Source organism: Bifidobacterium colobi (assembly GCF_018555455.1).
In the GTDB taxonomy this organism is placed as follows: domain Bacteria; phylum Actinomycetota; class Actinomycetes; order Actinomycetales; family Bifidobacteriaceae; genus Bifidobacterium; species Bifidobacterium colobi.
The window spans coordinates 131,066-155,263 of the sequence record NZ_JAFEJU010000003.1; the positions used below are offsets into that span (position 1 = coordinate 131,066).

General features: G+C 58.6%; 14 protein-coding genes and 5 pseudogenes. 9 read left to right on the forward strand and 10 right to left on the reverse strand.

Annotation, left to right across the window (positions count from 1 at the left end):
• Positions 1–11 precede the first annotated feature (11 nt).
• The 4 genes and pseudogenes from JS530_RS05230 to JS530_RS05245 form a co-directional block, all read right to left on the reverse strand.
• Positions 12–863, reverse strand: coding sequence for an energy-coupling factor transporter transmembrane component T family protein (locus tag JS530_RS05230; protein ID WP_214376145.1), 852 nt, complete (start codon positions 861–863; stop codon positions 12–14).
• Between the two features lie 107 nt (positions 864–970).
• A pseudogene (locus JS530_RS05235) lies at positions 971–2,506 on the reverse strand (ABC transporter ATP-binding protein); the annotation flags it as partial.
• A 3-nt stretch (positions 2,507–2,509) separates the two neighbouring features.
• Positions 2,510–3,135 (reverse strand): annotated as a pseudogene (locus JS530_RS05240) (ECF transporter S component).
• Positions 3,136–3,471: 336 nt separating this feature from the next.
• Complete coding sequence (locus JS530_RS05245; protein ID WP_214376147.1) at positions 3,472–4,839, reverse strand: dipeptidase; 1,368 nt, start codon at positions 4,837–4,839, stop codon at positions 3,472–3,474.
• An 84-nt stretch (positions 4,840–4,923) separates the two neighbouring features.
• On the opposite strand from JS530_RS05245, the gene JS530_RS05250 reads away from it, so the two are divergent.
• From JS530_RS05250 to JS530_RS10800, 5 genes are all read left to right on the forward strand, one after another.
• On the forward strand, positions 4,924–5,547 hold the full coding sequence (locus JS530_RS05250; protein ID WP_214376148.1) for a DUF3043 domain-containing protein: 624 nt from the start codon (positions 4,924–4,926) through the stop codon (positions 5,545–5,547).
• A 153-nt stretch (positions 5,548–5,700) separates the two neighbouring features.
• Positions 5,701–7,188 (forward strand): dihydrolipoyl dehydrogenase family protein, encoded by a 1,488-nt coding sequence (locus JS530_RS05255; protein ID WP_214376149.1) that lies wholly within the window; start codon positions 5,701–5,703, stop codon positions 7,186–7,188.
• A 73-nt stretch (positions 7,189–7,261) separates the two neighbouring features.
• The gene (locus tag JS530_RS05260) at positions 7,262–8,044 is read left to right on the forward strand and encodes a DUF4191 domain-containing protein (protein WP_214376150.1); all 783 of its coding nucleotides are present in this window, start codon (positions 7,262–7,264) and stop codon (positions 8,042–8,044) included.
• Positions 8,045–8,351: 307 nt separating this feature from the next.
• On the forward strand, positions 8,352–9,788 hold the full coding sequence (gene glnA / locus JS530_RS05265; RefSeq protein ID WP_100493673.1) for a type I glutamate--ammonia ligase: 1,437 nt from the start codon (positions 8,352–8,354) through the stop codon (positions 9,786–9,788).
• A 206-nt stretch (positions 9,789–9,994) separates the two neighbouring features.
• Positions 9,995–10,471, forward strand: a complete 477-nt coding sequence (locus tag JS530_RS10800) for a hypothetical protein (RefSeq protein ID WP_240541101.1) — start codon at positions 9,995–9,997, stop codon at positions 10,469–10,471.
• A 149-nt stretch (positions 10,472–10,620) separates the two neighbouring features.
• Here the strand turns inward: JS530_RS10800 and JS530_RS05275 are convergent, their stop codons facing one another.
• The gene (locus JS530_RS05275) at positions 10,621–10,995 is read right to left on the reverse strand and encodes a hypothetical protein (RefSeq protein WP_214376151.1); all 375 of its coding nucleotides are present in this window, start codon (positions 10,993–10,995) and stop codon (positions 10,621–10,623) included.
• 80 nt (positions 10,996–11,075) lie between these two features.
• Here JS530_RS05275 and JS530_RS05280 point away from each other — a divergent pair, with 80 nt between their 5' ends.
• Together JS530_RS05280 and JS530_RS05285 are read left to right on the forward strand one after the other, a co-directional pair.
• A complete protein-coding gene (locus JS530_RS05280) occupies positions 11,076–12,035 on the forward strand; it encodes a cation diffusion facilitator family transporter (RefSeq protein ID WP_240541102.1) in 960 nt (319 codons plus the stop codon).
• A 232-nt stretch (positions 12,036–12,267) separates the two neighbouring features.
• On the forward strand, positions 12,268–13,854 hold the full coding sequence (locus tag JS530_RS05285) for an ATP-binding cassette domain-containing protein (protein ID WP_214376153.1): 1,587 nt from the start codon (positions 12,268–12,270) through the stop codon (positions 13,852–13,854).
• Positions 13,855–13,901: 47 nt separating this feature from the next.
• On the opposite strand, the gene JS530_RS05290 is transcribed toward JS530_RS05285, so the two are convergent.
• Positions 13,902–15,017, reverse strand: coding sequence for an Mrp/NBP35 family ATP-binding protein (locus JS530_RS05290; RefSeq protein WP_214376154.1), 1,116 nt, complete (start codon positions 15,015–15,017; stop codon positions 13,902–13,904).
• 91 nt (positions 15,018–15,108) lie between these two features.
• Here JS530_RS05290 and JS530_RS05295 point away from each other — a divergent pair, with 91 nt between their 5' ends.
• Complete coding sequence (locus JS530_RS05295) at positions 15,109–15,333, forward strand: DUF6199 family natural product biosynthesis protein (protein ID WP_214376155.1); 225 nt, start codon at positions 15,109–15,111, stop codon at positions 15,331–15,333.
• Between the two features lie 224 nt (positions 15,334–15,557).
• Here JS530_RS05295 and ligA read toward each other — a convergent pair whose 3' ends face one another.
• The 4 genes and pseudogenes from ligA to JS530_RS11075 form a co-directional block, all read right to left on the reverse strand.
• Complete coding sequence (gene ligA / locus JS530_RS05300; RefSeq protein WP_214376156.1) at positions 15,558–18,245, reverse strand: NAD-dependent DNA ligase LigA; 2,688 nt, start codon at positions 18,243–18,245, stop codon at positions 15,558–15,560.
• Between the two features lie 45 nt (positions 18,246–18,290).
• Positions 18,291–19,643 (reverse strand): annotated as a pseudogene (locus JS530_RS11065) (tetratricopeptide repeat protein); the annotation flags it as partial.
• Positions 19,644–19,714: 71 nt separating this feature from the next.
• Positions 19,715–21,167 (reverse strand): annotated as a pseudogene (locus JS530_RS11070) (tetratricopeptide repeat protein); the annotation flags it as partial.
• Positions 21,168–21,256: 89 nt separating this feature from the next.
• Positions 21,257–21,671: pseudogene (locus JS530_RS11075) on the reverse strand (tetratricopeptide repeat protein); the annotation flags it as partial.
• A 277-nt stretch (positions 21,672–21,948) separates the two neighbouring features.
• Between JS530_RS11075 and JS530_RS05310 the strand changes: the two are divergent.
• Complete coding sequence (locus JS530_RS05310; RefSeq protein WP_240541115.1) at positions 21,949–24,078, forward strand: hypothetical protein; 2,130 nt, start codon at positions 21,949–21,951, stop codon at positions 24,076–24,078.
• The last annotated feature ends 120 nt before the right edge of the window (positions 24,079–24,198 follow it).

A 24,198-nucleotide genomic window follows, 5' to 3' on the forward strand; every position in this document is an offset into this window, starting at 1 on the left:
CTCAGCACTGTTTACGCGCCGCGCAGTGGAGAATGCCAGTTGCCGGTGGCGACGGCGATGCCTACGGCAGTCAGCGGAATGATGATGCCGATCACATACGACACCCAGTCGATGGTGTGCAATTCAGAGACACGCGCCTGACTGCGTTCGGTATCGCCGCCAAAACCACGCGCCTCCATGGCTGTGGCCAGTTTGGTGGCGCGACGAATGGAGAGCACCAGCAAGCCGAACGCCTGAGAGAACACGCGCATCACCGCGTTGCCATCGCCCAAACCGCGCGAGCGGCGGGAAAGACCGAGCGCACGCCAATCCTCCTGCAGCAGCGTGAACATGCGGATGCCGGCCAGGCCGCCGTATACGAACCGAGGCGAAAGATGCAGAATCTGCACCAGACCGTCCGCAAGATCGGTGGGGTCAAGACCAAGCATGAAAATCACGCTGGGCACAGCGATGGCGGCCACGCGTAGGAATGTTGCGGCGGCGATATACAGCGACCCGTCGCTGATGGTCACCGCACCCCACGAGCAGTAGATTGTGCCGCTCGTGCGACCGTACATCATGATGGTGAGGAAGCCGAAGAACGCGCCCCACCACACCGGCCAAGTGCGCCGTATCACTGTGAGCGGGTTGATGCCGCCGATCCACAGCAGAATCAGCACCACACCGAACTGAATGGATCCGGAGACCACATCCAGCGTGAAGAACAGCGGCAGACTCATCAGCAGCGGACAGATGAAGCGGCTGACCGGATTGAGTTTGGCGATGAACCATGATTGCGAAGCCGGTTTGGCCTGTTCATGTCGCTGCTCTGGAGGAGTTACGGCAATGGAAAGGCGTACGGCTGGTGTTTCGGTTGCACTCATCACGCTTTCCTTTCATCGCTGGTCGCTGCACTGCTCTTCGCGGCCGGCGTTGTCGGCTCGGTACCATCGTCAGGGCTGCCGGAAGCCGAACCACCGGTCGACGTAGGTTCGAAATGAATGGGAATGGCGCCCAGCGATTGGACCAGCGGCTCATCATGGGTGACCATGATCACCGTGCATCCAAGATCACGGATGCCCGCGATCAATTTGACCATTTCCGACCATGTGCGGAAATCCTGACCGAACGTCGGCTCGTCCATAATCAGAATGCGAGGCGCCGCGGCCAGCATGGAAGCAACGGAAAGCCTGCGCTTCTCACCGCCGGACAGGGTGTAGGGGTTACCAAGCGCGAATCGGGTGAGATTCATGCGCTCCAGCATCTCATCGGCGATCCGGTACGCTTCCTCTTGGGTTTTACCCATTGATTTCGGTCCGATGGCCACTTCATCACGCACCGTGTTGGCGGCGAATTGATGCTCAGGCTCCTGGAACACCATGCCGATACGCCCCAGCAGCTGTCGGCTCTTCCAGTGGAAAGGCTCCACACGATCCGGCTTGGGAGCAAGATTCGATGCAATGCGCACATGCCCGGCCAATGGCTTCAACAAACCGGCCAAAGTCAATGCCAGCGTTGATTTTCCGGCACCGTTCGGCCCCATCAGCGCATAGATCTTACCGGGATAAAAATCAAGGTTGATTCCAGTACCGAGCGCGCTGCCGCGGCCGAAACTCAAATCCCGACATTGCAGTACCGGCTCATCGGCAGCCAGGGAGACCTCCGACGACAAGGCTGACGCTTGCAGATGCATGCCATCTTCCTCACGAACATGACCGGCACGATAATCCGGAATGGTACGGCCGGGAACCCAAGCGCCGCCATCGGCAAGCACGTCGCCCATAGTGGAGAACACTTCGTCGGGCGTACCGTCCGCGAGTACACCGCCCTCATGGCTGCCATCGGCTGTGGACCCGAGCACGATCACACGATCCACCAAGTCCAGCCACACGTCAATATGATGCTCGACCACCACCATGGTTTGGCCGGTGGCCTCCACCACATGCTTGACCGCATCATGCACTTCCTTGACGCCTTCAGGGTCAAGGTTGGCGGTGGGTTCGTCGAGCAGCAGCAGTCCCGGTCGCATGGCCAGCACATCGGCGAGGGCCAAACGCTGGCGCTGTCCGCCTGACAAGTGACGGGTGGAGTGAGTCAGATCCAATGATTCCAGACCGACGATATCCAGCGCTTCGCGAACACGCCGCCATGTTTCCTCGCGTGGAATGCCTAGATTCTCGCAGGCGAAGGCCACATCATCGCCAGCGCGTTCGAGAATGATCTGCGAATCTGGATCTTGCAGCACCAGACCGGCTTTGCCGCGAGCCGAGCGCACATCCGTACCGGCAACAGTGAGCTCGCCTTCGCTTTCGCCTTCATCATCACTGCCCAACACGCCAGCCATCGCCGCCATAAAGGTCGACTTGCCAGCACCGGATGCACCAAGTAGCAGCACGCGCTCACCTGGGTTAATCGTGAGATTCACGTGCCGTAGTGCGAAATCTTTACGAGTAGAATGACGCCAACCCCAGTCGCGCGCTTCCACGCCGACCGGGGTTGGCTGTTCATAGGAATTACGGTTGCTCACCGATCAGACCAACGCTTTCGTCCTACCGGATTCGAAACGGTCCAGCACGCCGGTGGCGGCGATGGCACGATGCACGAACCACATGAGGATGCCAGCGATCACAGCGCCGGAAAGCACGGTAGTGAACAGGTAGCCCAGGCCGTAAGCGCCAAAGTAGCCGCCTTCAGTACCGACATAGCCGCCGACCGGGGAGAACTCGTACAGGTAGTTGCCGAATCCAGCGAACGCGCCGGAAAGGGCACGGTCAGCGGGTTCCACTTGCGGTAACGCACAATGGCGAAGATGATTTCAGCGAACACGCCCTGCACCAGGCCGATGATGATGGAACCGCTGATGCCGAACACGCCACCGGCACCGATGATGTATTCGATGCAGGCAGCAATCAGTTCAGCGTAGATTGCTGCGCCCGGCTTGCGAACGATCACCGCGGCCAGAGGACCGGCGAACAGCCAGAATGCGCAAACCAGACCGCTAAAGCCCGGCAGCAAAGCGTCCAGAGCGGTGGTCGGAATCTTGTAGATGAGATCCCAGCCAGCGAAGATAACGCCGGATGCCACGGCGATGATGGAAGCGACGACGATATCGACAACGCGCCACTTGTAGTTGGCCTTAGCCACAGCTTCAGTCATGATTGTGCCTTTTCTTCTCTTCTCATGCGATGCCCAGATTTCACAACCTTCACATCGCATTGGGTTCAGGCACGGGTATGTAAGAGCGACAATTCCGTGAAAACGGCATTACCCGGTCACGTTCCATCGGTCGAGACTCGTGCGTCTCCTCTCAGCCGCCCTAGTGGCAGCTCCCGTGTCAACTCCATGACTATAAGGCAAAGTGCAGTCAAAGGCAATAGTCAGGTACGAAAAAGCGTCAATCAGCGCAACGGCTGATTGACGCTTTGCTCACGTTGCCAGCAAGTCAGATTTGCTGACCGCCCCATCAAAGAAAGGAACCAGAATCATCAGTGACTACTTGCCCAGTTTGGAGAGCAACAGGGCTTCAGTGATCACATTGTGCTTCAGGCCATACAGGGAAATGGACTCATTCGGGCTGTGCGCGTTCGCCTTCGGATCCTCCGGGCCGGTGACCAGCACCTGCGCTGCAGGGAACAGGCGCTGCAGCTCCGGGATGAACGGAATCGAACCGCCCTGACCCTGATTGATCGGGGCAACGCCGAAGGCCTCTTCCATGGCTTCAAGCGCATCCTTGGTAGCCTCGGCGTTGGGATCCATGGCCCAGCCCATGCCGTTCTCCAGCTTGGCCACCTCGACTTCGGCGCCGAACGGCGGATTGGCCAGCAGGAAGGCGGCCAACGCATCCTGAGCCTCTTCCGGACGCTGGTTCGGTGCGGTGCGCAGGGACAGGCGGAATCGGGTTTCCGGGCTGATCACGTTGAACGAACCATCCACCGGGTGAGCGTCGAAGCCAATCACCGTCAGGCTCGGCTTGGTCCACAAACGGGAAGCCAAGGAGCCGGAGCCGGCGAGCGCATACCCGTCGACCACACCGGCGTCGGCGCGCACGCCAGCCTCGTCAACATCCTGCTGCAGTCCGCCGATGGGCTCCTCGGATGCGATGCCCGGCACAGCGATATCGCCGTTGTCGTCGTACAGCGAGGAGATCAGCATGGCGGCCAGCGTATTGGAATCCAAGATCGGGCCACCGTACTGGCCGGAGTGCACCGGATGTTTCAAGCCACGCACGGTCACGTCCACGCAGGTGTTGCCTCTGAGCGAAGTGGTCAGGGATGGAATCTCGGCAGACCAGTTGCCGGAATCGGCCACGATAATCACATCGGAATCGAACTCATCCTTATGCGCGGTGATGAACGGGATGAAGCTCGGCGAGCCCATCTCCTCCTCGCCTTCGATGAACACTTTGATATTCACCGGCAAATCGTCGCCCAGTGCCTTCAACGCACCGGAGTGAATCGCGATGCCGCCGCCATCATCGGCGGAACCACGACCGTAGAGTCGGCCATCGATCTCAGTGCCGACGAATGGATCGGTGTTCCATTCGGCCGGATCCGGCACCGGCTGCACATCATGGTGGGCGTACAGCAGCACGGTCGGAGCGCCGGGATCCACGATGCGCGAGCCGATAACCTCCCATGCGCCCGGCGTGCCGTCATCATTCGCGGCCTGAACCACTTTGGCGTCAATACCGACCAGCTTCAGCTCTTCGGCCACAAACTCAGCCGAGCGCTTCATATGCTCAGCGGTGATGCCTTTGGCGGAAACGGATGCCAAAGCGATTTTACGGTTCAGCAAGTCGACGATGCGAGACCAATCGGATTCAACGCGTTCGCGCACCTGATCCACAGTGAGTGCTGCCATGATGTTCTCCTTATATATAAAGGGCGTCATTGCAATGGTTACGCCTATGCAACGTGTGTCTGAACGTCACCGTAACCTCAAAGCATGACATGGAACCCGTTTAAGAAGGAACAGGCCCAAGCTCCTGTGGAGCCGGCCGCTGAAAAGAAAACCGATCCGGCCGCCGGCAAGGGCCGCCCGACCCCGAAGATGAAGAAAGCACAGGCCGCCGGCATTCGCCCACTGGTTCCCGCCGACCGTAAGGCCAGCGCCAAGGCCGCCAAGGCTCGTATGCGTGAGCGTGAAAACGCCGAGTATGAGGCCATGCAGAAGGGCGACATCAACCATATGCCGAAATCCGAGCGTCTGCCGTGGCGTATCTACATCCGCGATTACGTGGACGCCCGCTTCAACATGGGCGAATGGTTCATCCCCGTGGCTTTCGCGATTCTGATCGTCTCCATGTTCGTCACATCCGCCATGCCCAACAACGCGTGGGTTTCCATCGCCATGATGACCCTGATGTACGGCTATCTGCTGCTTGTGGTGATTGATGTGTGGCTGATGTGGCGCAAGCTCAAGGCCAAGCTCATCGCCAAGTACGGCGAGGCTTCCGTGGCCAAGGGCTCCCGTTCCTTCTCCTACGCGTGGAGCCGCTCCATCCAGATGCGTCGCTGGAGGCTGCCGAAGCCGCGTTACCCCAAGCGCGGTCACTGGCCTGAGGACTAGTTCGTATGGTTGGTTCCGCAGATTGAGGTTGCGGACAGGTGAACATGGCACTGGGCAATGTGAGCAATCAGGCATTGCACTCGCCGATATTCACCATTGTTATTGATTATGGCTCCCTATGATGGGAGCCATAATTGTTATCAAGGAGGATTCATGAGCGAACGGTTTGATCTGGTCATCATTGGCGCTGGCCCGGGCGGCTATTCCACTGCGTTGCGCGCCGCGGAACTTGGTCTCAATGTGGCGCTGGTCGAACGTGACGCCACCGTTGGCGGCACTTGTTTGAACCGTGGATGCATTCCATCGAAGGCGCTGATTACCGCCACCCATACGATTGATACGGTGCACCGTGCCGCGGAACTTGGTGTGAACGCCACGGTGGATGGCATCGACTTCGGCACGCTGCGCGACTACAAACTGCGCATCGTGGATACCATGGTCCGCGGATTGGAAGGACTGCTGGCGCATCGCGGCGTCACTGTGTTCCGTGCACTCGCATCGTTCACTGCTGATGACATTGATAGCGATGGCCGCCATATCGTGCATTTGCATGCCGCTGCGGGGCAGACCGAGGTGCTTGCCTACCATAAGGCCGAGGTGTCGGAACCGGCCGGTGGGCAGGTTGAGCTCAGTGCCACCGATGTGGTCATCGCCACCGGTGCCCAGCCCCGTCCGCTGCCGAATAATCCGTTTGCCGGCGCGTTGATCGATTCCACACAGGCGTTGGAACTCAACGAATTCCCATCGTCCGCCGTCATTATCGGCGCCGGTGCCGTGGCTTTGGAGTTCGCTTCAATGTGGAATGCCGCGGGCTCACAGGTAACATTGCTGATTCGCAAGGATCGCGTGCTTTCCAGCTGGGATCGCCGCGCATCCATGACGTTGACCCGCGAGCTCAAACGTCATGGCGTCAATATCGTGACCCATACCAGCGTGACCCATGTCGACGTGGGCGCCAATCTTGGCGCCACCGTGCACTACACGCGCGAGGGTGAGGACGGCGACCATCAGGTTTGGGGCGAAATCGCACTGGCTGCCATCGGGCGCGATCCGCTCACCGATGCCGCGTGGGGCGTTGATTTGACCACCGACGGGTACGTCGTCACCGATGCGTTCGGACGCACCAGCAAACCGGGCGTCTGGGCTCTCGGCGATATCACCGTCGGTCATGCATTGGCGCACCGCGCGTTCGAGCAGGGACTCGTCATTGCCGAAACCATCACCGGGCACTCCGTGAAACCGGTGGATGAGATGACCGTGCCGCAAGTCGTGTTCTCCTCCCCCGAAGCCGCATGCGTAGGCCTCACCATGGATCAGGCGCAGGAGCGCGAAGACGTGGTGGAGGTCAAGGAAACCGTGTATCCGATGATGGCCAACGCCCGCATGCTGATGCGCGGTAGCGCCGGATCACTCACCATCATCTCCGGATGCTTGGCCGCTGCTCCCGACACCCCAATCGTGCTGGGCGTGCACATGGTCTCGCCGCTGGCTTCGGACATCATCGCCGAAGCCGAACAGCTGGTGGGCAATCATGTGCCATTGGCGGATGCGGCTCGTCTGATTCATCCGCACCCCACCTTCAGCGAAACGTTGGGCGAGGCGCTGCTCAAGGCGGATGGCAGACCGTTACACACGCGTTAGATGCGGACCAGCGCACCTGATACAGTTATTTGCCAGTGTGTTCGTTTGCAATACTGCAGTAAAGGAAAGAGTGATGGCGGACAAGGAAGCAAAGCCTAAGAAGCAAAGCACAATCAAGCAGATTATCCAGATCTACAAGTACACGGCCAAGGAAGACAAGGCTCTGCCATGGCTTGAGGCCGGCTCCTTCCTGCTGCCGGTTGTGGTGATGGTGATTATCGGCCTGATTTTCAAGTGGTCCTGGCTTACCTGGATTTTCCTGATGATCACCGCCGTGATGCTGGGCCTCTTGTTCGCCACGATGATGCTCACCCGACGTGCTGACGCCGTGGGTTACAAGCAGATCGACGGCAAGCCGGGCGCCGCCATCGGCGTGCTCAGCAATATGAGCAAGGCCGGTTTCGACTTCCCGCAGGAGCCGGTGTGGATCGATCCGAAGACCAAGGACGCCATCTGGCGTGGTACGTCGATGAACGGCATCTACCTGATTGGCGAAGGTGATTACGGCCGCATTATGAAGGCCATGGATCGTCAGGAGCGCGAGATCAAGGGCGTTACCGCCGGCTCCTCCATTCCGGTCTACCGTATTCCCGTGGGCCATGGCCCTAAGCAGGTGCCGCTGGAGAAGTTGCGTAACACGGTGACCCACTCCAAGAGCTACGAGCCGACCAACCACAAGAACGCGCTGATCGCCAAGATTCATCCGCGTCGCCGCTTCCTGCTGACCAAGGCTGAGATGGCTACACTGAACGATCGTCTGCGTACGCTGCAGGCCAAGAAGGGCTACAACGTGCCGAAGGGTGTTGACCCGTACCATCCGAAGAAGGTCTCCCGTCGAGCCATGCGCGGCCGCTGATCGACGCCCCATCAAGCAAAGCATCGTCAAACCCGCTCAATCCGTCACCTCACGGATTGAGCGGGTTTTTGTTATACCTGCGCGCCCAGCCACCCCACCAGCCGTGCCATCATCACGTAGCTGTCCACGTTGCGGACGAACCAGGCGGATCAACATTTTCTACCTGAAACACCAATTCCTTGAAATCATGCGGTTCAGCGACATCAATCAACCAGTACGAAACATTCTCGTAACCCAAGTTTCGAGCTTGCGAAACGCGCGATTTTACGATGGGTACTGTTAAATTTCACACGAAAGGAGCGGTCCCGTGACCGAACTCAAGTCCAAGGAAGACGCCGAGGCCCTTATCAACAAGGAAGGCATCGAGTATGTCTCCGTCCGTTTCACCGATCTTATCGGCGTTCAGCAGCACTTCACCGTGCCGGCTAGCGAGTTCCTGAAGGACGCATTCACCGACGGCATGCCGTTCGATGGTTCCTCCGTCCAGGGCTTCCAGGCCATCAACGAGTCTGATATGAAGCTGGTGCCGGATGTTACCACCGCGTTCGTTGATCCGTTCCGTAAGCACAAGACCCTCGACGTGGCCTTCTCCATCGTCGACCCGCTGACCGACGAGCCGTACTCCCGCGATCCTCGTCAGGTCGCCGGCAAGGCCGAGGCTTACCTGAAGTCCACCGGCATCGCCGACACCGCATCCTTCGCTCCTGAAGCCGAGTTCTTCATCTTCGACAAGGTCCGCTTCGAGAACGGTATGAACCGTTCCTTCTACGAGGTCGACTCCATCGAAGCTCCGTGGAACTCCGGCGTTGACGTTGAGGAAGACGGCACCCCGAACATCGGTTTCAAGAACCGCGTTAAGCGCGGTTACTTCCCGGTTCCGCCGATTGACCACACCCAGGATCTGCGCGACGACATGGTCGCCAACCTGCAGAAGGTCGGCCTGATTCTCGAGCGTTCCCACCACGAGGTGGCCGGCGCTGGTCAGCAGGAGATCAACTACCGCTTCAACACCCTGCAGCACGCAGGCGATGACCTGATGAAGTACAAGTACGTGGTTCACGAGACCGCTGCCCTGGCCGGCAAGTCCGCCACCTTCATGCCGAAGCCGATCGCAGGCGACAACGGCACCGGCATGCACTGCCACCAGTCCCTGTGGAAGGACGGCAAGCCGCTGTTCTACGATGAGAAGGGCTACGCTGGCCTGTCCGATCTGGCTCGCTGGTACATCGGCGGTCTGATCAAGCACTCCTCCTCCGTGCTGGCCTTCACCAACCCGTCCCTGAACTCCTACCACCGTCTGGTCCCGGGCTTCGAGGCTCCGGTCAACCTGGTGTACTCCGCTCGTAACCGTTCCGCCGCCATCCGTATCCCGCTGGCTGGCACCTCCCCGGCTGCAAAGCGCATCGAGTTCCGCGCTCCGGATCCATCCTGCAACCCGTTCCTCGCCTTCTCCGCTCAGCTGATGGCAGGCCTGGACGGCATCCTGAACCACATCGAGCCTCCGGAGCCGGTCGACAAGGACCTCTACGAGCTGCCGCCGGAAGAGCACGCTGGCATCAAGCAGGTTCCGAGCTCCCTGTCTGAAGCTATGGACGCTCTGGAAGAGGATCACGACTTCCTCACCGCTGGCGACGTCTTCACCGACGATCTCATCGAGACCTGGATTGGCCTGAAGCGCGACGAGATCGATCAGGCTCGCCTGACCCCGACCCCGCTCGAGTACGAGCTCTACTACCACATCTGATAGGTAGTCGTTCTCATGAAAAGCCCTTTGCAGCTACGGTTGCAAAGGGCTTTTTGCATATTAATGAACTGTTCATATTCCCCAGCGCTTGAATCATCGTTTTTCAATCGCCAAGGCACTATGCTTAGAAACTACGATGTCTCCTTCTCTTACACCATATGGGTCAGGAAACATCCAGTAACATCACAAGAGAAAGAAGAGATGTCATGACTGATTTCAATAATCCTGTTCCGCAGCCGAACCAACCCGGACAGTCGTACGCACAGGTTCCCACTCCGAACGGCGTACCTGCACCGGCTCCGCAGCCGCAGCAGACTTATCAGCAGCCGCAGTATGCCGCTCCCGCACAACCGCAGCAGCCGCAGTACCAGCAGCAGTACCAAGCTCCTTACTCAGCACCGCAGTACCAGGCTCCGGCCACCTCCATCGCTCCCGGTGCCACGTACACTATGTCCGATTCCGATAAGACGATGCGAATGATCGCCTTCATCTTCAACATCATCGGCCTGCTTGCTCTGGGTTGGATGATCATCCCACTCGCATGGTGCATCCCGATGTGTGTGCGCAGCTGGGGTATCTACAAGGGCACCAAGCCGAACACCACCGGCTTCGCCATCTGCGATCTGCTGTTCCTAAGCATGATCAGCGGCATCATCCTGCTCATCAGCCAGAAGGATGCCTGATACAGTTTCGCGCAGCGTAAGCTCAATGCTTATCATGCGTAGAGCATAAGCATCATCTGACACAGGAAGGGCTGGCATCGGATTGCATGAAACCGATGCCAGCCCTTCCTGTTCTAGTCAACCGTCAGTCATCAATCACGCAGAGCACACTAGAACAATGGCTCCATGCCCTCTCCCTGCGGCTTACGTACTTTCGCCATCCTGCCGATGTGGCGCGCATACACCAGCCAGCGACCATCCTGGTTTTCCATGCGAGCCTCAAAATTGCCACCTTCAAAACCACGGCGCTCACCATTGCGAATCTTCAGCACCGCTTTATTAGCAGCCGCACGGTTCGCGGACTCGCCTACCTTGTACCAGCCTGGATGTGCTTTCAACCATGCCGCCAAAGCCGGCCCGTTCCGCTTGATCTGCGGGCGCGAATCCTCCAGTTGCGCGTCATAGCCTTTGCGACGGCATTGTTGCAGGAAATGCGCCGCCTCAAGCGGGTCATCAAAAGCTACCCTGATCGTCGTTTTTCCCATGAGAGGTTAGTATACCTCGAAAATGCGCCATGCCGCCTAGAGTGCCGCCTATAATGCTGCCTCGAAAGAGGGAATGCATCATGTCTGATCAGAAGAATGCGGGCGCCGCGGTTAAGGCGGCGCTACTTGCCAATGTGGGCGTGGCCTGCGCGAAATTCGCGGCGGCGGCTTTTACCGGCTCATCATCCATGTTTTCGGAATCCGTGCACTCGGTGGCCGATTGCGCCAACGAACTCGTACTGATGTTGGGCGACAAAGCCTCCGATCGAAAGTCACGTGGTGATCATCCGTTCGGTTTGCATCGCGTGAAGTATCTGGCCAGCTTCATTGTGGCCACACTCCTGTTCTTCGTCGGCGGCGTGTTCGCGGTCTCGCAGGCGGCAAGCAAACTCGGCGGTCTGATTGACGGCACAGTACCGCGTGAAGCCGAATCGATGGAGCTTATCGCCGCCCTAGTGGTGGTTGGCGTTTCCGCATGCTTGGAAGGCTATGGATTGCATACCTCCATTCATGAGGCGCGCGAACGTATGAAGCGAGTCAAAGTCGAGGATGATTCGTTGGTCGGCTTCTGGCGCCGCACCAAGTCAGCCGAGCTGGCCTCCGTGATGATGGAAGATACGCTGGCGTTGATTGGTTTGGCGTTCGCAGGGCTCGGCATTGGACTATCCATTATTACCGGCGACGAACTCTACGATGCCATCGGCGGTATGCTCGTAGGCCTGGTGCTGGTCTGCGGTTCCGCCGCTCTAGCGTTCAAGTCCGGTTCCCTGCTGGTCGGCGAAAGCCTTGACCCCAGCACGCGCGCCCAAGTGGTCAAAGCCGTGGAAAGCACCAGTGGCGTCGATCGCCTAATCAACATGCAGGCAATTCATATGGATGAGGATTCCGTACTGCTCTGTCTGAAAGTCGAAACATCGAAGCTTGACCGCGATTTCGACGTGCAGACGGTCGACAAGATCGAAACCAATATCCGCGGCGCCTTGCCATGGTACGAGTGGGAGATCTACGTCGAACCCGACATCTGGCGAGCACAGCACTGATTTCCTCTTGCCCCCGCAGCGAATGATTCTCATTGAGAACCATTCGCTGCGGGATATGCTATGCTGGCAGGGCTTTAGGAATCTCACGAGGAGAAACATAGTTGCTGATCTGATAGCCGCGGGTACCATGACGGGATTATGCGCATCGACGCGCACTGCCATGCTGCTATCAATCTGTATCCGCTGCCATCACTCATCATAAGGCAGTGCGCCCAACCATATGGAGGCGCTTATGCAACCTATTACCTTGTCCTTAAGCAATATCAGCTTCACCTATCCGGCAGCCGTCGATCCACTCTTCACGCGGGTCAACTGCACGTTCCCGCAAAGCTGGACCGCGGTATTAGGCGACAACGGCATCGGTAAATCAACTCTGATGGCAATCGCGCGAGGCAAACTCCGTCCCGATAGCGGGCAAGTGTCACCCAATAATCTCGTATTAAGCTACTGCCCGCAAGATATAGCGGTTCAACCCACGAATCTGGAGGACTTCGCCGCTGATTGGCAACCCGAAACCATCCGGCTACGAGAGCGACTCGGCATTGAAGATGATTGGGCGTACCGGTATGGCACCTTGTCTGGCGGTGAACGGAAACGTCTGCAAATCGCATGCGCACTGGCACAGCAACCTGACGTGCTCATTCTGGATGAGCCTACCAATCATGTGGATGAACCGACCCGGCAGGCCATCATCGAGATCATGCGAAACTACAGAGGAATCGGCATCGTCGTCTCCCATGATGTAACGCTCATCGACGCCACTTGCACACGCTGCATCATGTTCGAGCGCAAGCACATCGGCGGGCGAAACGTTACTGAAGCCAATACTTATCAGGGCAATTACAGTCAGGCCATAGAACAGCGGCAGTGTCATGACCGCACTGCTCTGGAACAACTGGCCGGCGCCCGCCGGGAGGTAAAGAGGCTAGAAGCCGCACAATCGCAACGATTCGCCAAGATACAGCAGGCCGAGTCCGCCAAGCGGCATGGCGAGCGCATCACTCCCAAGGATCATGACGCCCGCAATCGCAGGAATCTGGCAAAAATGACTGGATTGGATGCTGGAGTCAGCCGCTCGTATGCGCAACTCAATGGCCGGCTTGCCAAGGCCCGGCAATCAGGCGAAGCGATATCGACGGCGTCCAAACGATATGACGGCAATATATGGATGGACATCACGCCTAGTGCCAGGCATGAGCTGATTCGTCTTGAGCCAGGAGTCATTCCATTCGACAAGCAGCTATCTCCGGAGCAACTGAATGATAGTCCATTGTCTGTAGCATCTCAGTCGGGGAATACCATTCGACTCGATTTTCCTCAAGGCAACATGACTTCTGAGGGGCTGAAGATACCATTAATCAGTGTCGGTCCGCTCGATCATCTTGTCATCACCGGGCCGAATGGTTGCGGCAAGTCAACATTGGTACGCGCGATGATTGATGCTGCGGCCAATGTTCCTACGCTGGTAATTCGGCAAAACACAACAGCAGCAGACGCCAACCGAGCCGTCACATTGCTGCATGGCCTCAGCCCAGTCGATACATCGATGGTATTGAGCGCGTATGCACAACTTAATGCAGATCCCGATAGGCTTCTTCAAGGTGAGGCGGCCTCCCCCGGTGAACTGCGTAAACTGCTGCTATGCCTTGGGCTGGTAAGGAAACCACAGCTTATTGTGATGGATGAGCCGACGAATCATCTTGACCTCAATTCCAAGGTTGCCTTTGCTCGTACGCTCGGCAGCTACCCTGGCGCATTGATTATTGTTTCGCACGATGATTGGTTTGTGCGGCAGATTACCGCAGCGCATGGTTCTTAGCGCATGGTTCTTAATGAGAACCATGCGCTGCGGGGGGAAGAGGACGGCTACGCCATCAGCTGCTCAGCCAAGGAGCGGAAAGTCTTGCCGATGCCATCCGTACGCAGCGCACCGTCAGCATCCAGCACAGCCGGGCGGCCGGCCTCGCCGGTTTCGCGGACTTCGGGAACGAGCGGCAGCTGCGCCATCAGCGGTACATCGTAGCCAAGCGCTTCGGTCAGCTGCTCGCTGACTCGCTGACCGCCACCTTCGCCGAAGATGCGCAGCTTCTCGCTTTTATGCTCGTAGTAGCTCATGTTCTCCACCACACCACGCACCTTCATCGGCACCTGCAGTGCGACCAAGCCGGATCGCACGGCGATGTCGGATGCGGAAGGCTGCGGGGTGGTGATTACCACAAGTTCCGCATTCGGCAATGCCTGAGCCACGGAAATCGCCATATCGCCGGTACCCGGTGCCAAGTCGAGCAGCAGCACGTCCGGCTGACCCCACCAGACATCGGAGAGGAACTGTTCCAGCGAGCGCTGCAGTCGCGGACCGCGCCAGAGGATCGCGCGGTCGGCACCGGCGAACATGCCGATGGAGATGAGCTTCACACCCCAAGCCGTAACCGGCATCAGCATACCGTTCAAGTTGGTGGGCTGCGTATGCACGCCGAACAGTCGCGGCAGCGAGAAGCCGTAGATATCCGCATCGATGGCGGCGGTGTCGTAGCCGAGGGCGGCAAAGGTTGCAGCCAGGTTCGCGGTGACCGAGGACTTGCCTACGCCGCCTTTACCGGAGGCGATGGCGAAAATGCGGGTTTTGACACCGGGCTTGTTGAACGGGTTCTGCTTACGCTCGGCTTTCAGGTCGGCCACCAGGTCGTCCAGCTTGTCGCGGCTCATCGAGGAGACTTCGATATGCGGGGTGAGTTTGGCATCCGGATATGAGGCGACCGCACCGTTGATCTGATTGGTGATGGTTTCCGAAAGCGGGCAGCCTTCCACGGTAAGTTCCACATGCACGGTGACGTCGTAATCGATATCGGCGTTGTCCGCCGAAGGCACCGCGTTAATGGCGGCAATCATGCCTAAATCGGTAACCGATCGGCCGAGCTCCGGGTCGATCACACGACTCAAACGGTTGTAGATCGCTGCTTCAATCTCGCGGGTTTCGCTCATCAATCCTCCTTATTGCCGCCCACTAGAGTACCGTGCAATTCGCCGGCATGCTAGAGCTATGATGAGATTACTTTCATCGCGGAAAGGAGCAATGATGCCCACCATCCTGCAAATATTGCTCAGCGAAGTAATACTCATCGCGATTGGCATATTTCTGTTGTGGAAGCCTGATCTGGTCTGGAAACTGGAACATTTCCTTGATGTCAAGGGTGGTGAACCCACTGACTTCTACACGGGGAACGTACGCCTGCTGGGCACCCTCATGCTGGTAGGCGCCATCGTGCTGCCGTTTATTCTGCTGGCTATAACTGACTAACAAGCGGCGTTAGATTCCGTCAAATCTCTACAATCAACGTCCCCCATCATTTGACTGTAGGACTTTTGACATTGACTGTAGGGAATCTAACACTGACTGAAGGGAATCTAACACTGACTGAAGGATTTTGAACGAAATACGTTAGAAATCCTTCAGTCAGTGTTCAAAAACCTTCAGTCAGTGATGGAAATCCGTCAGTGAGTGTTCAAAACCCTTTCAAAACCCTACAGTGAGACTTCGCCGGTTTCCAGAAGTTCGCCGAATTGGGCTTCGTCGAGCATCGGAATACCGAGTTCCTCAGCTTTGGCGGCCTTGGAGCCGGCGTTCGCGCCGACCACCACATAATCGGTTTTCTTGCTCACCGAACCGGCCGCCTTACCGCCGCGCTCCACAATCGCCTCCTTGGCGGAGTCGCGTGAATAGCCGTCCAAGGAACCGGTGACCACTACGGTTTTGCCAGCCAACGTCTGTGGCAGCGTGCTCTTTTCCGCAGCAGCCACACCGACTCCGGCTGCAGTCCACGCGCGCAAGGTCTCACCACGCCAATCCCCCGGCTCGCGTGCGGCTGCGAACCAGTTCACCACCGATTCGGCGATTTCGGGGCCAACGCCATCAATCTGCGTCAAATCCTCCACGCTGGCCTGTTCGATGGCTTCCAGCGAGCCCATTGCCGAGGCAATCAGGCGTGCTGTGGGCGGGCCAAGACGGCGAATCGACAAGGCCACCAGCACACGCCACAGGTCGGCATGGCGGGCCTTGTCCATCTCATCGAACATCTTGCGCGTGTTCTCCCCCGGGCGAATATACACCGGCACATCAGTCTCAACGGTACGCGTCTTCTTGTGATCCACGCGCACGATCACCGCATCAGCCGGCACGTCATAATCCGGGTAGGCGGTCACCGTGATATCAGATGCAGCCGCTCCCCCGCGCGCAGCCAACTGCTTGGCGGTGAGCTTCTTGGCCGGTGTAGGCGCAGTCCAGAACGCCGGCACCTGATGCCACAGGCCCGAACCGCCCACGCGCTTGCGGGTGCGCTTCTTCTTGCCATTGGAGTCCACGGTCTCACGCACTTCGATGATCGCCGCCTCACGCCAGACGCGCACATCCTTCAAATCGTTGGCATTCAACGCAAACAGGCCAGCCTCGCTGGAAAGCACCGGCGTCTGTTCGGCGGGAAGTTCCAGTCCATCGACCGGCTCATACGGCTCGGGTTCCTCACCAGGTTTGACGATGATTTCCGCAATATTCGGCGCATAAGTGTCCACGGAACCAGGGCGATTCTCCTCCGGGTTCGTCAACGCCAACGCCGACTGATCACCCAGATGTTCGATATCGAACGCCTTGCGGGAAGCCAAGGAGATTACTCGCTCGGTCAACTGCGCCGGGCAGCTTTCCACGTTCGGGCAACGAATATCCTTATCACCCTCCTTGGCCGGCGCCAGTTTGGCACCGCAGGACGGGCAGTATTCAGGCATCACGAACTCGCGTAGCTGGTCTTCACGACCCTTGCGCCGCTCCAATACCGGTCCCACCAGTTCGGGAATCACGTCACCGGCCTTGCGCACCACCACCGTGTCGCCAATCAGAATGCCTTTGCGCTTGACTTCGAATGCATTATGCAAGGTGGTTCTGGCCACCGTGGATCCGGCCACATATACAGGCTTCAAGATAGCCACCGGTGTGACTCGACCGGTACGTCCCACTTGTACACGGATATCAAGCAGTTCAGTGTTGACTTCCTCGGGCGGGTATTTGTAGGCGATGGCCCAACGCGGCGCGCGCGAGGTGGCACCCAGCGTATGTTGCAACGCCAAATCATCGACCTTGACCACGATGCCGTCGAGCGCATGCTCGATATCGCCACGATGCTCGCCGTAGTAGTCAATCATGTCGAGAATCTCTTGGAAGGTGGTCACCGAACGATTATGCGGGGAGACCGGCACGCCCCACTTTTGGTACAGCTCATAAGCCTGCGACTGGTCGGCAACCACGTCATGGGTGCCGCGCGGATGGTCGGCGCCCCACGTGAGCTGCCCCAAACCGTGGGCGTAAAAACTCAGTCGCCTAGTGGCGGTGATGCGCGGGTCCTTCTGGCGCAGAGAGCCGGCGGCGGCATTGCGCGGGTTGGCGAACGGCGCACGGCCGGCATCCTCCTGCTCGGCGTTCAGTGTGCGGAAATCATCCCACCGCATGAACACTTCACCGCGGATTTCCACGAAGTCCGGAATATCCTCCTTAGGGCCGCCAAGGTTGGCTGGAATGGAGCCGATAGTGCGCACGTTCAGCGTGATGTCTTCGCCGGTCACACCGTCACCGCGGGTCAGACCCTGCTCCAACACGCCATTGCGGTAAATCAGATTCAGTGCAAGACCATCGATTTTCACCTCGCAGCTCATCGGCAGCGGCTTACCTTCAGGCCAGTCAAGGTCGCGAATCACTGAATCGTACCAGTCCTTGAGCTCTTCGATGGAGAAGACATCGTCAAGGCTCATCATGCGACTGGGATGACGCACGGAGGCGAAATCGTTGGAGAACGTACCACCAACCCGGTGCGTGGGCGACTGCGGATTGTCAAGCGCAGGGAATGCAGCCTCAAGCCGTTCAAGCACACGCATGCGGGCATCATAAGCGGCATCGGAACTGACCGGGGAATCGTCGATGTAATAGGCGATCTGGTCGGCCTCCACCCAAGCGGCCACGCGCGCCCACAAACGGGCGGCGGCCTCGGCGGTCAGCTGGTTCACATCCAGACGATCGAGACGTACGGCATCGTCGTCAGTCGGCTGCAATGCGGCTATCCATTGCTCGGAGCCCGGCGCGAACTTGGCTGCGCCTTCATTCGGTTGTATAGCGACGGTATCGCCGGTATCGCCATCGTCAAAATCCCATGCCAACTGTTCAATGCTCATATTCGACTATCCTAGCCGACTGCTTCCCTCAGTCAGGTGGTCAGGTCAGGTGGTCAGGGAGCGCAGGTATTGGGCTTGGATGATGTCGATGTCTCCGCCTTCGCCGTCATCCATACGCGCCACAGCCACCGATAGTGTGCGCGCCGGCACGAACATGCCTTCGTCCACGCATACGCGGGCGGCATCGCGCACAATGGCACCGACTTCGATGTTCGGCCACACCGGCAGATCGTGCGAAGCCAATACATAGGCGGCGGAGTCAACGGATTCCGGCACATGAATGCACTGCGAATCCGCACGGGCCACAAGCTCCTGCAATTCACCTTCCAGAGAGGCGATGGCACCGGGCGCAATATGATCGCTCATAATGTAGGCCGCGGCGGCGGTTTCGAAATGATCCAGCATCCACTCGCAGTAGGCGAACCGATAGTAGGCAAATGCGGCATCATCACGGTCCAAGGCCACGCGCAACGCGTTGAGGCAGGCGGCTCGAGCCGAGTCCCAGTCCTCGTTACGGGCCAGTTGAATGGCCAGTTTCAAATGAGACAGCGGATACGCGGGAGCGTACGCCACCATCCGGTTCAGATGTGGGATTGCGGCTTTGGCACCCTTAATCTGCCCGAGCACATCCGCCAATTCCATATGCGCATAGAACAGGTTGTCCGGAATCAGCAACGTGCGCTCATCCATCGTGGCGAACAGGCGGTTATACACCACACGTTCGGCGTACGAGTTGAAATAGCGTGGCACGCCCGGACCTGCGGCAAAAATCTGATCCAAGTGGGCCACAGCAGCCTCAGCCGCGTCGATTGCCTGATCGGCTTGACCAGAGAACAATAAATCGCGTGCACGCAGACGCTCCTTATCGAGACCGTCAGCGAGCGTGAATTTGAAGTCCGGCGTATCGTTGCCATCAATCAGTGCGCTGGTGACCTGCGATGCCAGATCGTTGAGCTCGGGATCGCTGATGGCATCAATAATGCTCATTGCCTGCTGCGCTTTTTCCACCGAATCCAGCTGGCTGTCATGGGCGAGCGTGTGGAATTCATTCACGGCACGCTGCAGCATGTCCACTCGCTGAATGGCGAGCCCGCTGCTGTTCTTCGCACCAAGCACGCGCGCGGTGGCGGCATCGAATTCACGGTCGGCAAGCTCCGGCTCCTCTTGGGAACCATTCGGCGAGAATCGGCGGTCCGTCAGATCGAAGTCCGCGTTGATGGGCTTCAAACCACCCTCGCCATCCACATCCATCACCGCGCCGAACATCCGATACGTGGCTTGCGGATGCTTCAATCCATCCGTATGCAATCGCTGCAGGAATGCGTCACGGCTGAGCGTGACGGTGACCATATTGCGCACGGTGGGGTTGCGACGCAGCACACTCATCGGATCGTCGCCACCGGCATCCGACTGCGCATCGGCGTTATCGTCTGCATCTGTACCGCCGCCATCCGACTGCGGGCCAAGGCTGAAGGACATCTCATCGATATCCATGCCCTTCATCAGATCTTCGAACTGCGAATCAATCGACGCGTCATCACTCTGATCGCCGGCACCGGCTTCCTGGCCATGCGCCCCCTCAGTACCATCGGCCGCATCGGCGGCAGCCTGCTGACCAAAGGTTTCATCATGGGTGATAGGGCGTGTGGGGTCGCCGTGGAAGTCACCATCCTTAGGGTCGGCTTTGGAGCTGGAGCGGCCCAAATCGCCGCTGCGCAGATGTTCGAACGCGCGCAATGCCTCGCTCATCATCTGTTCGATAGCACTGTCCTGCTCGGCAATGGCCTCTTCCAAACCGATGGAATCGATGTGCAACGACACCTGATTGACTTGGGGGCTGGCGCCGAAACTCATTGCCGCCATCATTAGGCCGACGCGCAGATTGTAGGCCACGCTCATCGCCGCCCGCTCGGTGCTGGACAGCGTGCGCCACGTATGGTTCACGTCATCGTAGCGGCTGTTCGGCATCATCGAAGTACCGGCCGTGGTGAAACCAATCGCCACTTCCCCACGTTCCAGGCAGGAGCGGAACTCCACATCGAAACGGTAAGGCAACCGCAGCCGGCGCAGCAGCGTAGACAATGTTTGGCGATACACCCATTCGCCGGGCTGTTGAGCGTCGGGAGCGGCATGCGCCTGATCATGCTCATGGCTGTTCTCGTGAGCATCGTGAAGGCGGGGATTGGGGAACCCGTCCTGAATTTGACTTGCGGTTCGCTCGGCGATCTTCACCAGTTGAAGCACGGCCTGCTGTTCATCCGCACCATCATAGGGTTCAAGCGCCATAATCGCCGGGTTTTCAATCAATCGCATATCGATCTGCGCGGCTTCGGCACGCGTGACCGTATCTTCCGTAGGCGTACGCCCCAGTGAGGAATTGCGCTCCAACCATGCGCTCACCGCCGCGAAACGATTGAGATTGCCTTCGATCTTCAACGCCCTCAACGCCTGACTGAACGCCAATGACGTATCCCAGGCAAAGAAATAACTGTTCGAATACGTGGATGTGTACAGGTGCAACGCTTCGGCACCATGCACGGCTTCCAGCCCCGGAAGCTTATCCAACGCACCGGCCTCACGCATCAGGTCGGCGAAATGATCCTCCAAACCGGAGGCACGCATGCCGTGAGCACGTGCGGCGAGCGTATCCCTTACCGCACGACGAATCGCGCCAATCGGTGCCTCACGGTTCAGGCGACGGAAAATATTGCCCGAACCGAAACCGATGAGCAGCCCGTTGACCTGCGGCAGCATGTAGGCGGCAAAGAACGCGATGGCAATCGCATCCCGATATTCCAAATCATGTCGCATACTCGCCGGCAGATTCGCACGCATCTGTTCCAGCGTGTACCGGTTACCGGTTTTCAGCCATGATGCCAGCCAGGTCATGCGTCCGGTATCGTCTCGCCCAACGATGCCGCCCGAAACCACATTCACCGGCATACCGGCCCGCAGGCGCAACGCCTGTTCCAGGGACCGCACCCGGGCGCGATCGGCTGAAGACAGTTCGTCCAAGCCCAATCGTTCACCGTTCGGCAACGTGACATCCTTCTCCTTGCCGAACATGAAGCGCGGCTGCATCTCCTGCACGTCCATATCCGGGTCGGAGCCCACAAACACGCGTCCATGCGTATCCGCAAACGCCACTTGGGCGAAATGATTCTTGTCGGGGAAAATGCCCAGTGAGAAACCACGCCCCCGTGTGGACGGCAGCTGGGCCCAGCCCAACACCAATCCTTCCGGCACATTCTCCAACGCCGGGAACGTATGACGCTTGGCCACCGGGCTCAACGTCACGGCATGACGAGTCAGTTCATCGATGATGCCGCCGCTGCGTTCGCTCGGCTCACGCAAGGCGTCGCCAAAAGGATTCGAATCGGCTTTTTTGGGTTTGATTAATCCCAAATCCGCCGCGAGCGCGTTCACCGAATCCCTGAACTCGCCCAAAAGCGATGGGTGACGATGATTTCTCGGAGACGACATACGATTTGGCATGATTCACATTGTCTACTGTTTGCCAGACATACGTTCGGCATAAAGCTTATAGAATAATGGCGTGCATTCCATAGACCTCTTTTCCGGCGCCAAGCGCCAGACGCATCACCTCGGGCCTGCAGCAACACCCAAGCGCCTGCTTCACGCGCTCATAGCATTGCTGGTATCGCTTGCGGTGATCGCCAGCGTGGAATGCATCGTGTTCAATATGCCGTTCTGGCGTACGCTGGGCGCCAGCACCGATACCAACGCCGTGCATAATGCGCTGGGAAGCGGTCTGAAACGTACGGATGACGGCATGTTGACCGTCACCGATCCCACGAACGCCTATCTGGAACTGACCGCGGATGGCACCTCGGATTTTCTGCGCATCGACACGGTGAGCGAGCAGACCATTGCCAAGGCTCGGCAGGAGGCTCACCAGCAGTCCGAAGCCAACGGAGACACCCCGGTGTTCTCACCACTGGGCACGATTCATGTGCGCGTGGACGTCAATGGCAGTACCGGGCGCACGCAATCCCTGGCACCGGGCTCCGAGCGCAGCCACTATCTCAAAGCCACCGGCTCCGGCATTGTCCGTGTATGGATCCAGGAGGAGTGTGGCGCCATCGTGCCGATTAGCGATGCCCGCGCTAATGTCACGGTGCCGTTTGCCATCAGTTGGGCTCGTGTGGGAGCGATGGCGCTGGTACTGCTGCTTATCGCACTGTGGCGTCCGGGTTCCCGGCTCTGGAAAACCACGCTGAATCCGGCCAGCCGCCGCCAACGGCTTGCCCTTGCCGGCGTGCTCGCCATTCCAACGCTTGTCTTGGGCGCATCAATCATCTGGCAGATGCTGTATGTAACACCGCTGGCTTTCCACACGGCAGGCGGATACACGTATGATTTCGACCAGTACGCGCATGTGGCCGATTCACTGATCGCCGGCAGGCCGTGGCTTGATCTTCAAGTGCCGAGCCAATTGACACAGGTCGATAATCCGTACGATGTGGCCACGCGTCTGAAACTGCTGCACGAGGGGGTAAGCCCGCTGTATTGGGATTACGCCTACCATGACGGCCACTGGTACTCCTATTTCGGCGTAGTCCCGGCCGCCGTGCTGTTTGCACCATACCGTCTGCTCACCGGACGTATACTGCCCACCGGCGCCGCCGAACAGTTCCTGGTGCTGTTGTTCATTATCTTCTTTACGCTCCTGATGCTGCGGGTGATTCACCGGGTGATGCCGAAAACCTCGCTGGCGGCCGCCTCACTGACCGTGGTTTCCGGTCTGCTCGGCGCACAGGTGGGTTATGTGATCTACCGCACGAATTTCTATCAGGTGCCGTTCGCCGCTTCGCTGGCATTAACCTCATTGGGCTTGTGGCTGTGGCTTGGCGCGGATACCTCCGCCCGCCCACTGCTGCCATCCGATCGATGGCATGCGGGCAACGCCAAGCCGCTCTCATTACCACGGCTTGCGGCCGGCGCGTTATGCATCGCCGCGAACTTCGGCTGCCGCCCAACGTTCACGCTCGCAGCACTGCTGGCCTTGCCTATGTTCTGGCCGCAGATTCGCGCAATGATCACCGGACTGCGGCAGCGCAGCATACGACCGGTTATGGCTGTGCGCGCACCGGTCGCCATGATTGTCCCCGCACTCGCCGTGGTCGCGCCGCTGATGGCATGGAACAAGGCACGCTTCGGCTCGCTGTTCAATTTCGGCAATGCTTATCAGTTCAGCGTTTCCGATATGACGCAATATTCCACGCCAGCCGCGGATATGCCGTACAACGTCTGGTATTACCTGTTCCTGCCGCCACGCTTCATCAACCGATTCCCCTGGTTGGCGCTTTCGCCTGCGCCACTGCCGCAGTGGGGCTACTACGAGGTGATGGTCGGCGCCTTGTTCACCGCGACTCCGCTGATGATACTGGCGCTGATTCTCCCTTGGCTGAAGCAACTGGAGATGCACGGCATGCGCCCTTGGCTGCTTGGCTGTCTGCCGCTCGCCGCCGGATTGATTGTGTTTGATAGCGCGGTCGGCGGCTTGGGCTGGCGTTATCTGATTGATTTCGGCTGGCTTGCCGCATTGGCTGCGATACCGGGAACCTTATGGCTGGTCAACGGCCGCGAACCCAGTGCTTCCTTGGCTGGAGCGAACGATGCGGCTTCGGCGGATGGCATCGCCCACGTGACACCGTGGCGCTGGCTCATGCGTTGGACGGTATTGCTGCTGGTGCTCTGGACGATCAGCATCGCCATACTGAGCTGTTTTGTTCCTGGGCGCGATGATGCGTTAATCGCCAACAATCCCGCGCTCTGGCATGATATCCAGTCCTGGTTCTCGCTGCTGTAATCGCAATGGCGAGTAGCGAACCATGCCTGAAGTATGCAGCCTATTCCACCACATCACACGTAAACTACGTACTTTTTCAAGGGAACCCTTGGGTGCGTTTCAGTGGACAGTCAGCATATC

Excerpts from the sequence above, each read along its gene's own strand:
- JS530_RS05260 (WP_214376150.1), top strand. The coding sequence starts at position 7,262 with ATGGCGGACAAGGAAGCAAAGCCTAAGAAGCAAAGCACAATCAAGCAG.
- JS530_RS05285 (WP_214376153.1), top strand. The coding sequence starts at position 12,268 with ATGCAACCTATTACCTTGTCCTTAAGCAATATCAGCTTCACCTATCCG.
- JS530_RS05310 (WP_240541115.1), top strand. The coding sequence starts at position 21,949 with ATGCCGTTCTGGCGTACGCTGGGCGCCAGCACCGATACCAACGCCGTG.
- JS530_RS05230 (WP_214376145.1), bottom strand. The coding sequence starts at position 863 with ATGAGTGCAACCGAAACACCAGCCGTACGCCTTTCCATTGCCGTAACT.
- JS530_RS05290 (WP_214376154.1), bottom strand. The coding sequence starts at position 15,017 with ATGAGCGAAACCCGCGAGATTGAAGCAGCGATCTACAACCGTTTGAGT.
- JS530_RS10800 (WP_240541101.1), top strand. The coding sequence starts at position 9,995 with ATGACTGATTTCAATAATCCTGTTCCGCAGCCGAACCAACCCGGACAG.
- JS530_RS05255 (WP_214376149.1), top strand. The coding sequence starts at position 5,701 with ATGAGCGAACGGTTTGATCTGGTCATCATTGGCGCTGGCCCGGGCGGC.
- JS530_RS05245 (WP_214376147.1), bottom strand. The coding sequence starts at position 4,839 with ATGGCAGCACTCACTGTGGATCAGGTGCGCGAACGCGTTGAATCCGAT.
- JS530_RS05275 (WP_214376151.1), bottom strand. The coding sequence starts at position 10,995 with ATGGGAAAAACGACGATCAGGGTAGCTTTTGATGACCCGCTTGAGGCG.
- ligA (WP_214376156.1), bottom strand. The coding sequence starts at position 18,245 with ATGAGCATTGAACAGTTGGCATGGGATTTTGACGATGGCGATACCGGC.
- JS530_RS05250 (WP_214376148.1), top strand. The coding sequence starts at position 4,924 with ATGACATGGAACCCGTTTAAGAAGGAACAGGCCCAAGCTCCTGTGGAG.
- JS530_RS05295 (WP_214376155.1), top strand. The coding sequence starts at position 15,109 with ATGATGCCCACCATCCTGCAAATATTGCTCAGCGAAGTAATACTCATC.
- JS530_RS05280 (WP_240541102.1), top strand. The coding sequence starts at position 11,076 with ATGTCTGATCAGAAGAATGCGGGCGCCGCGGTTAAGGCGGCGCTACTT.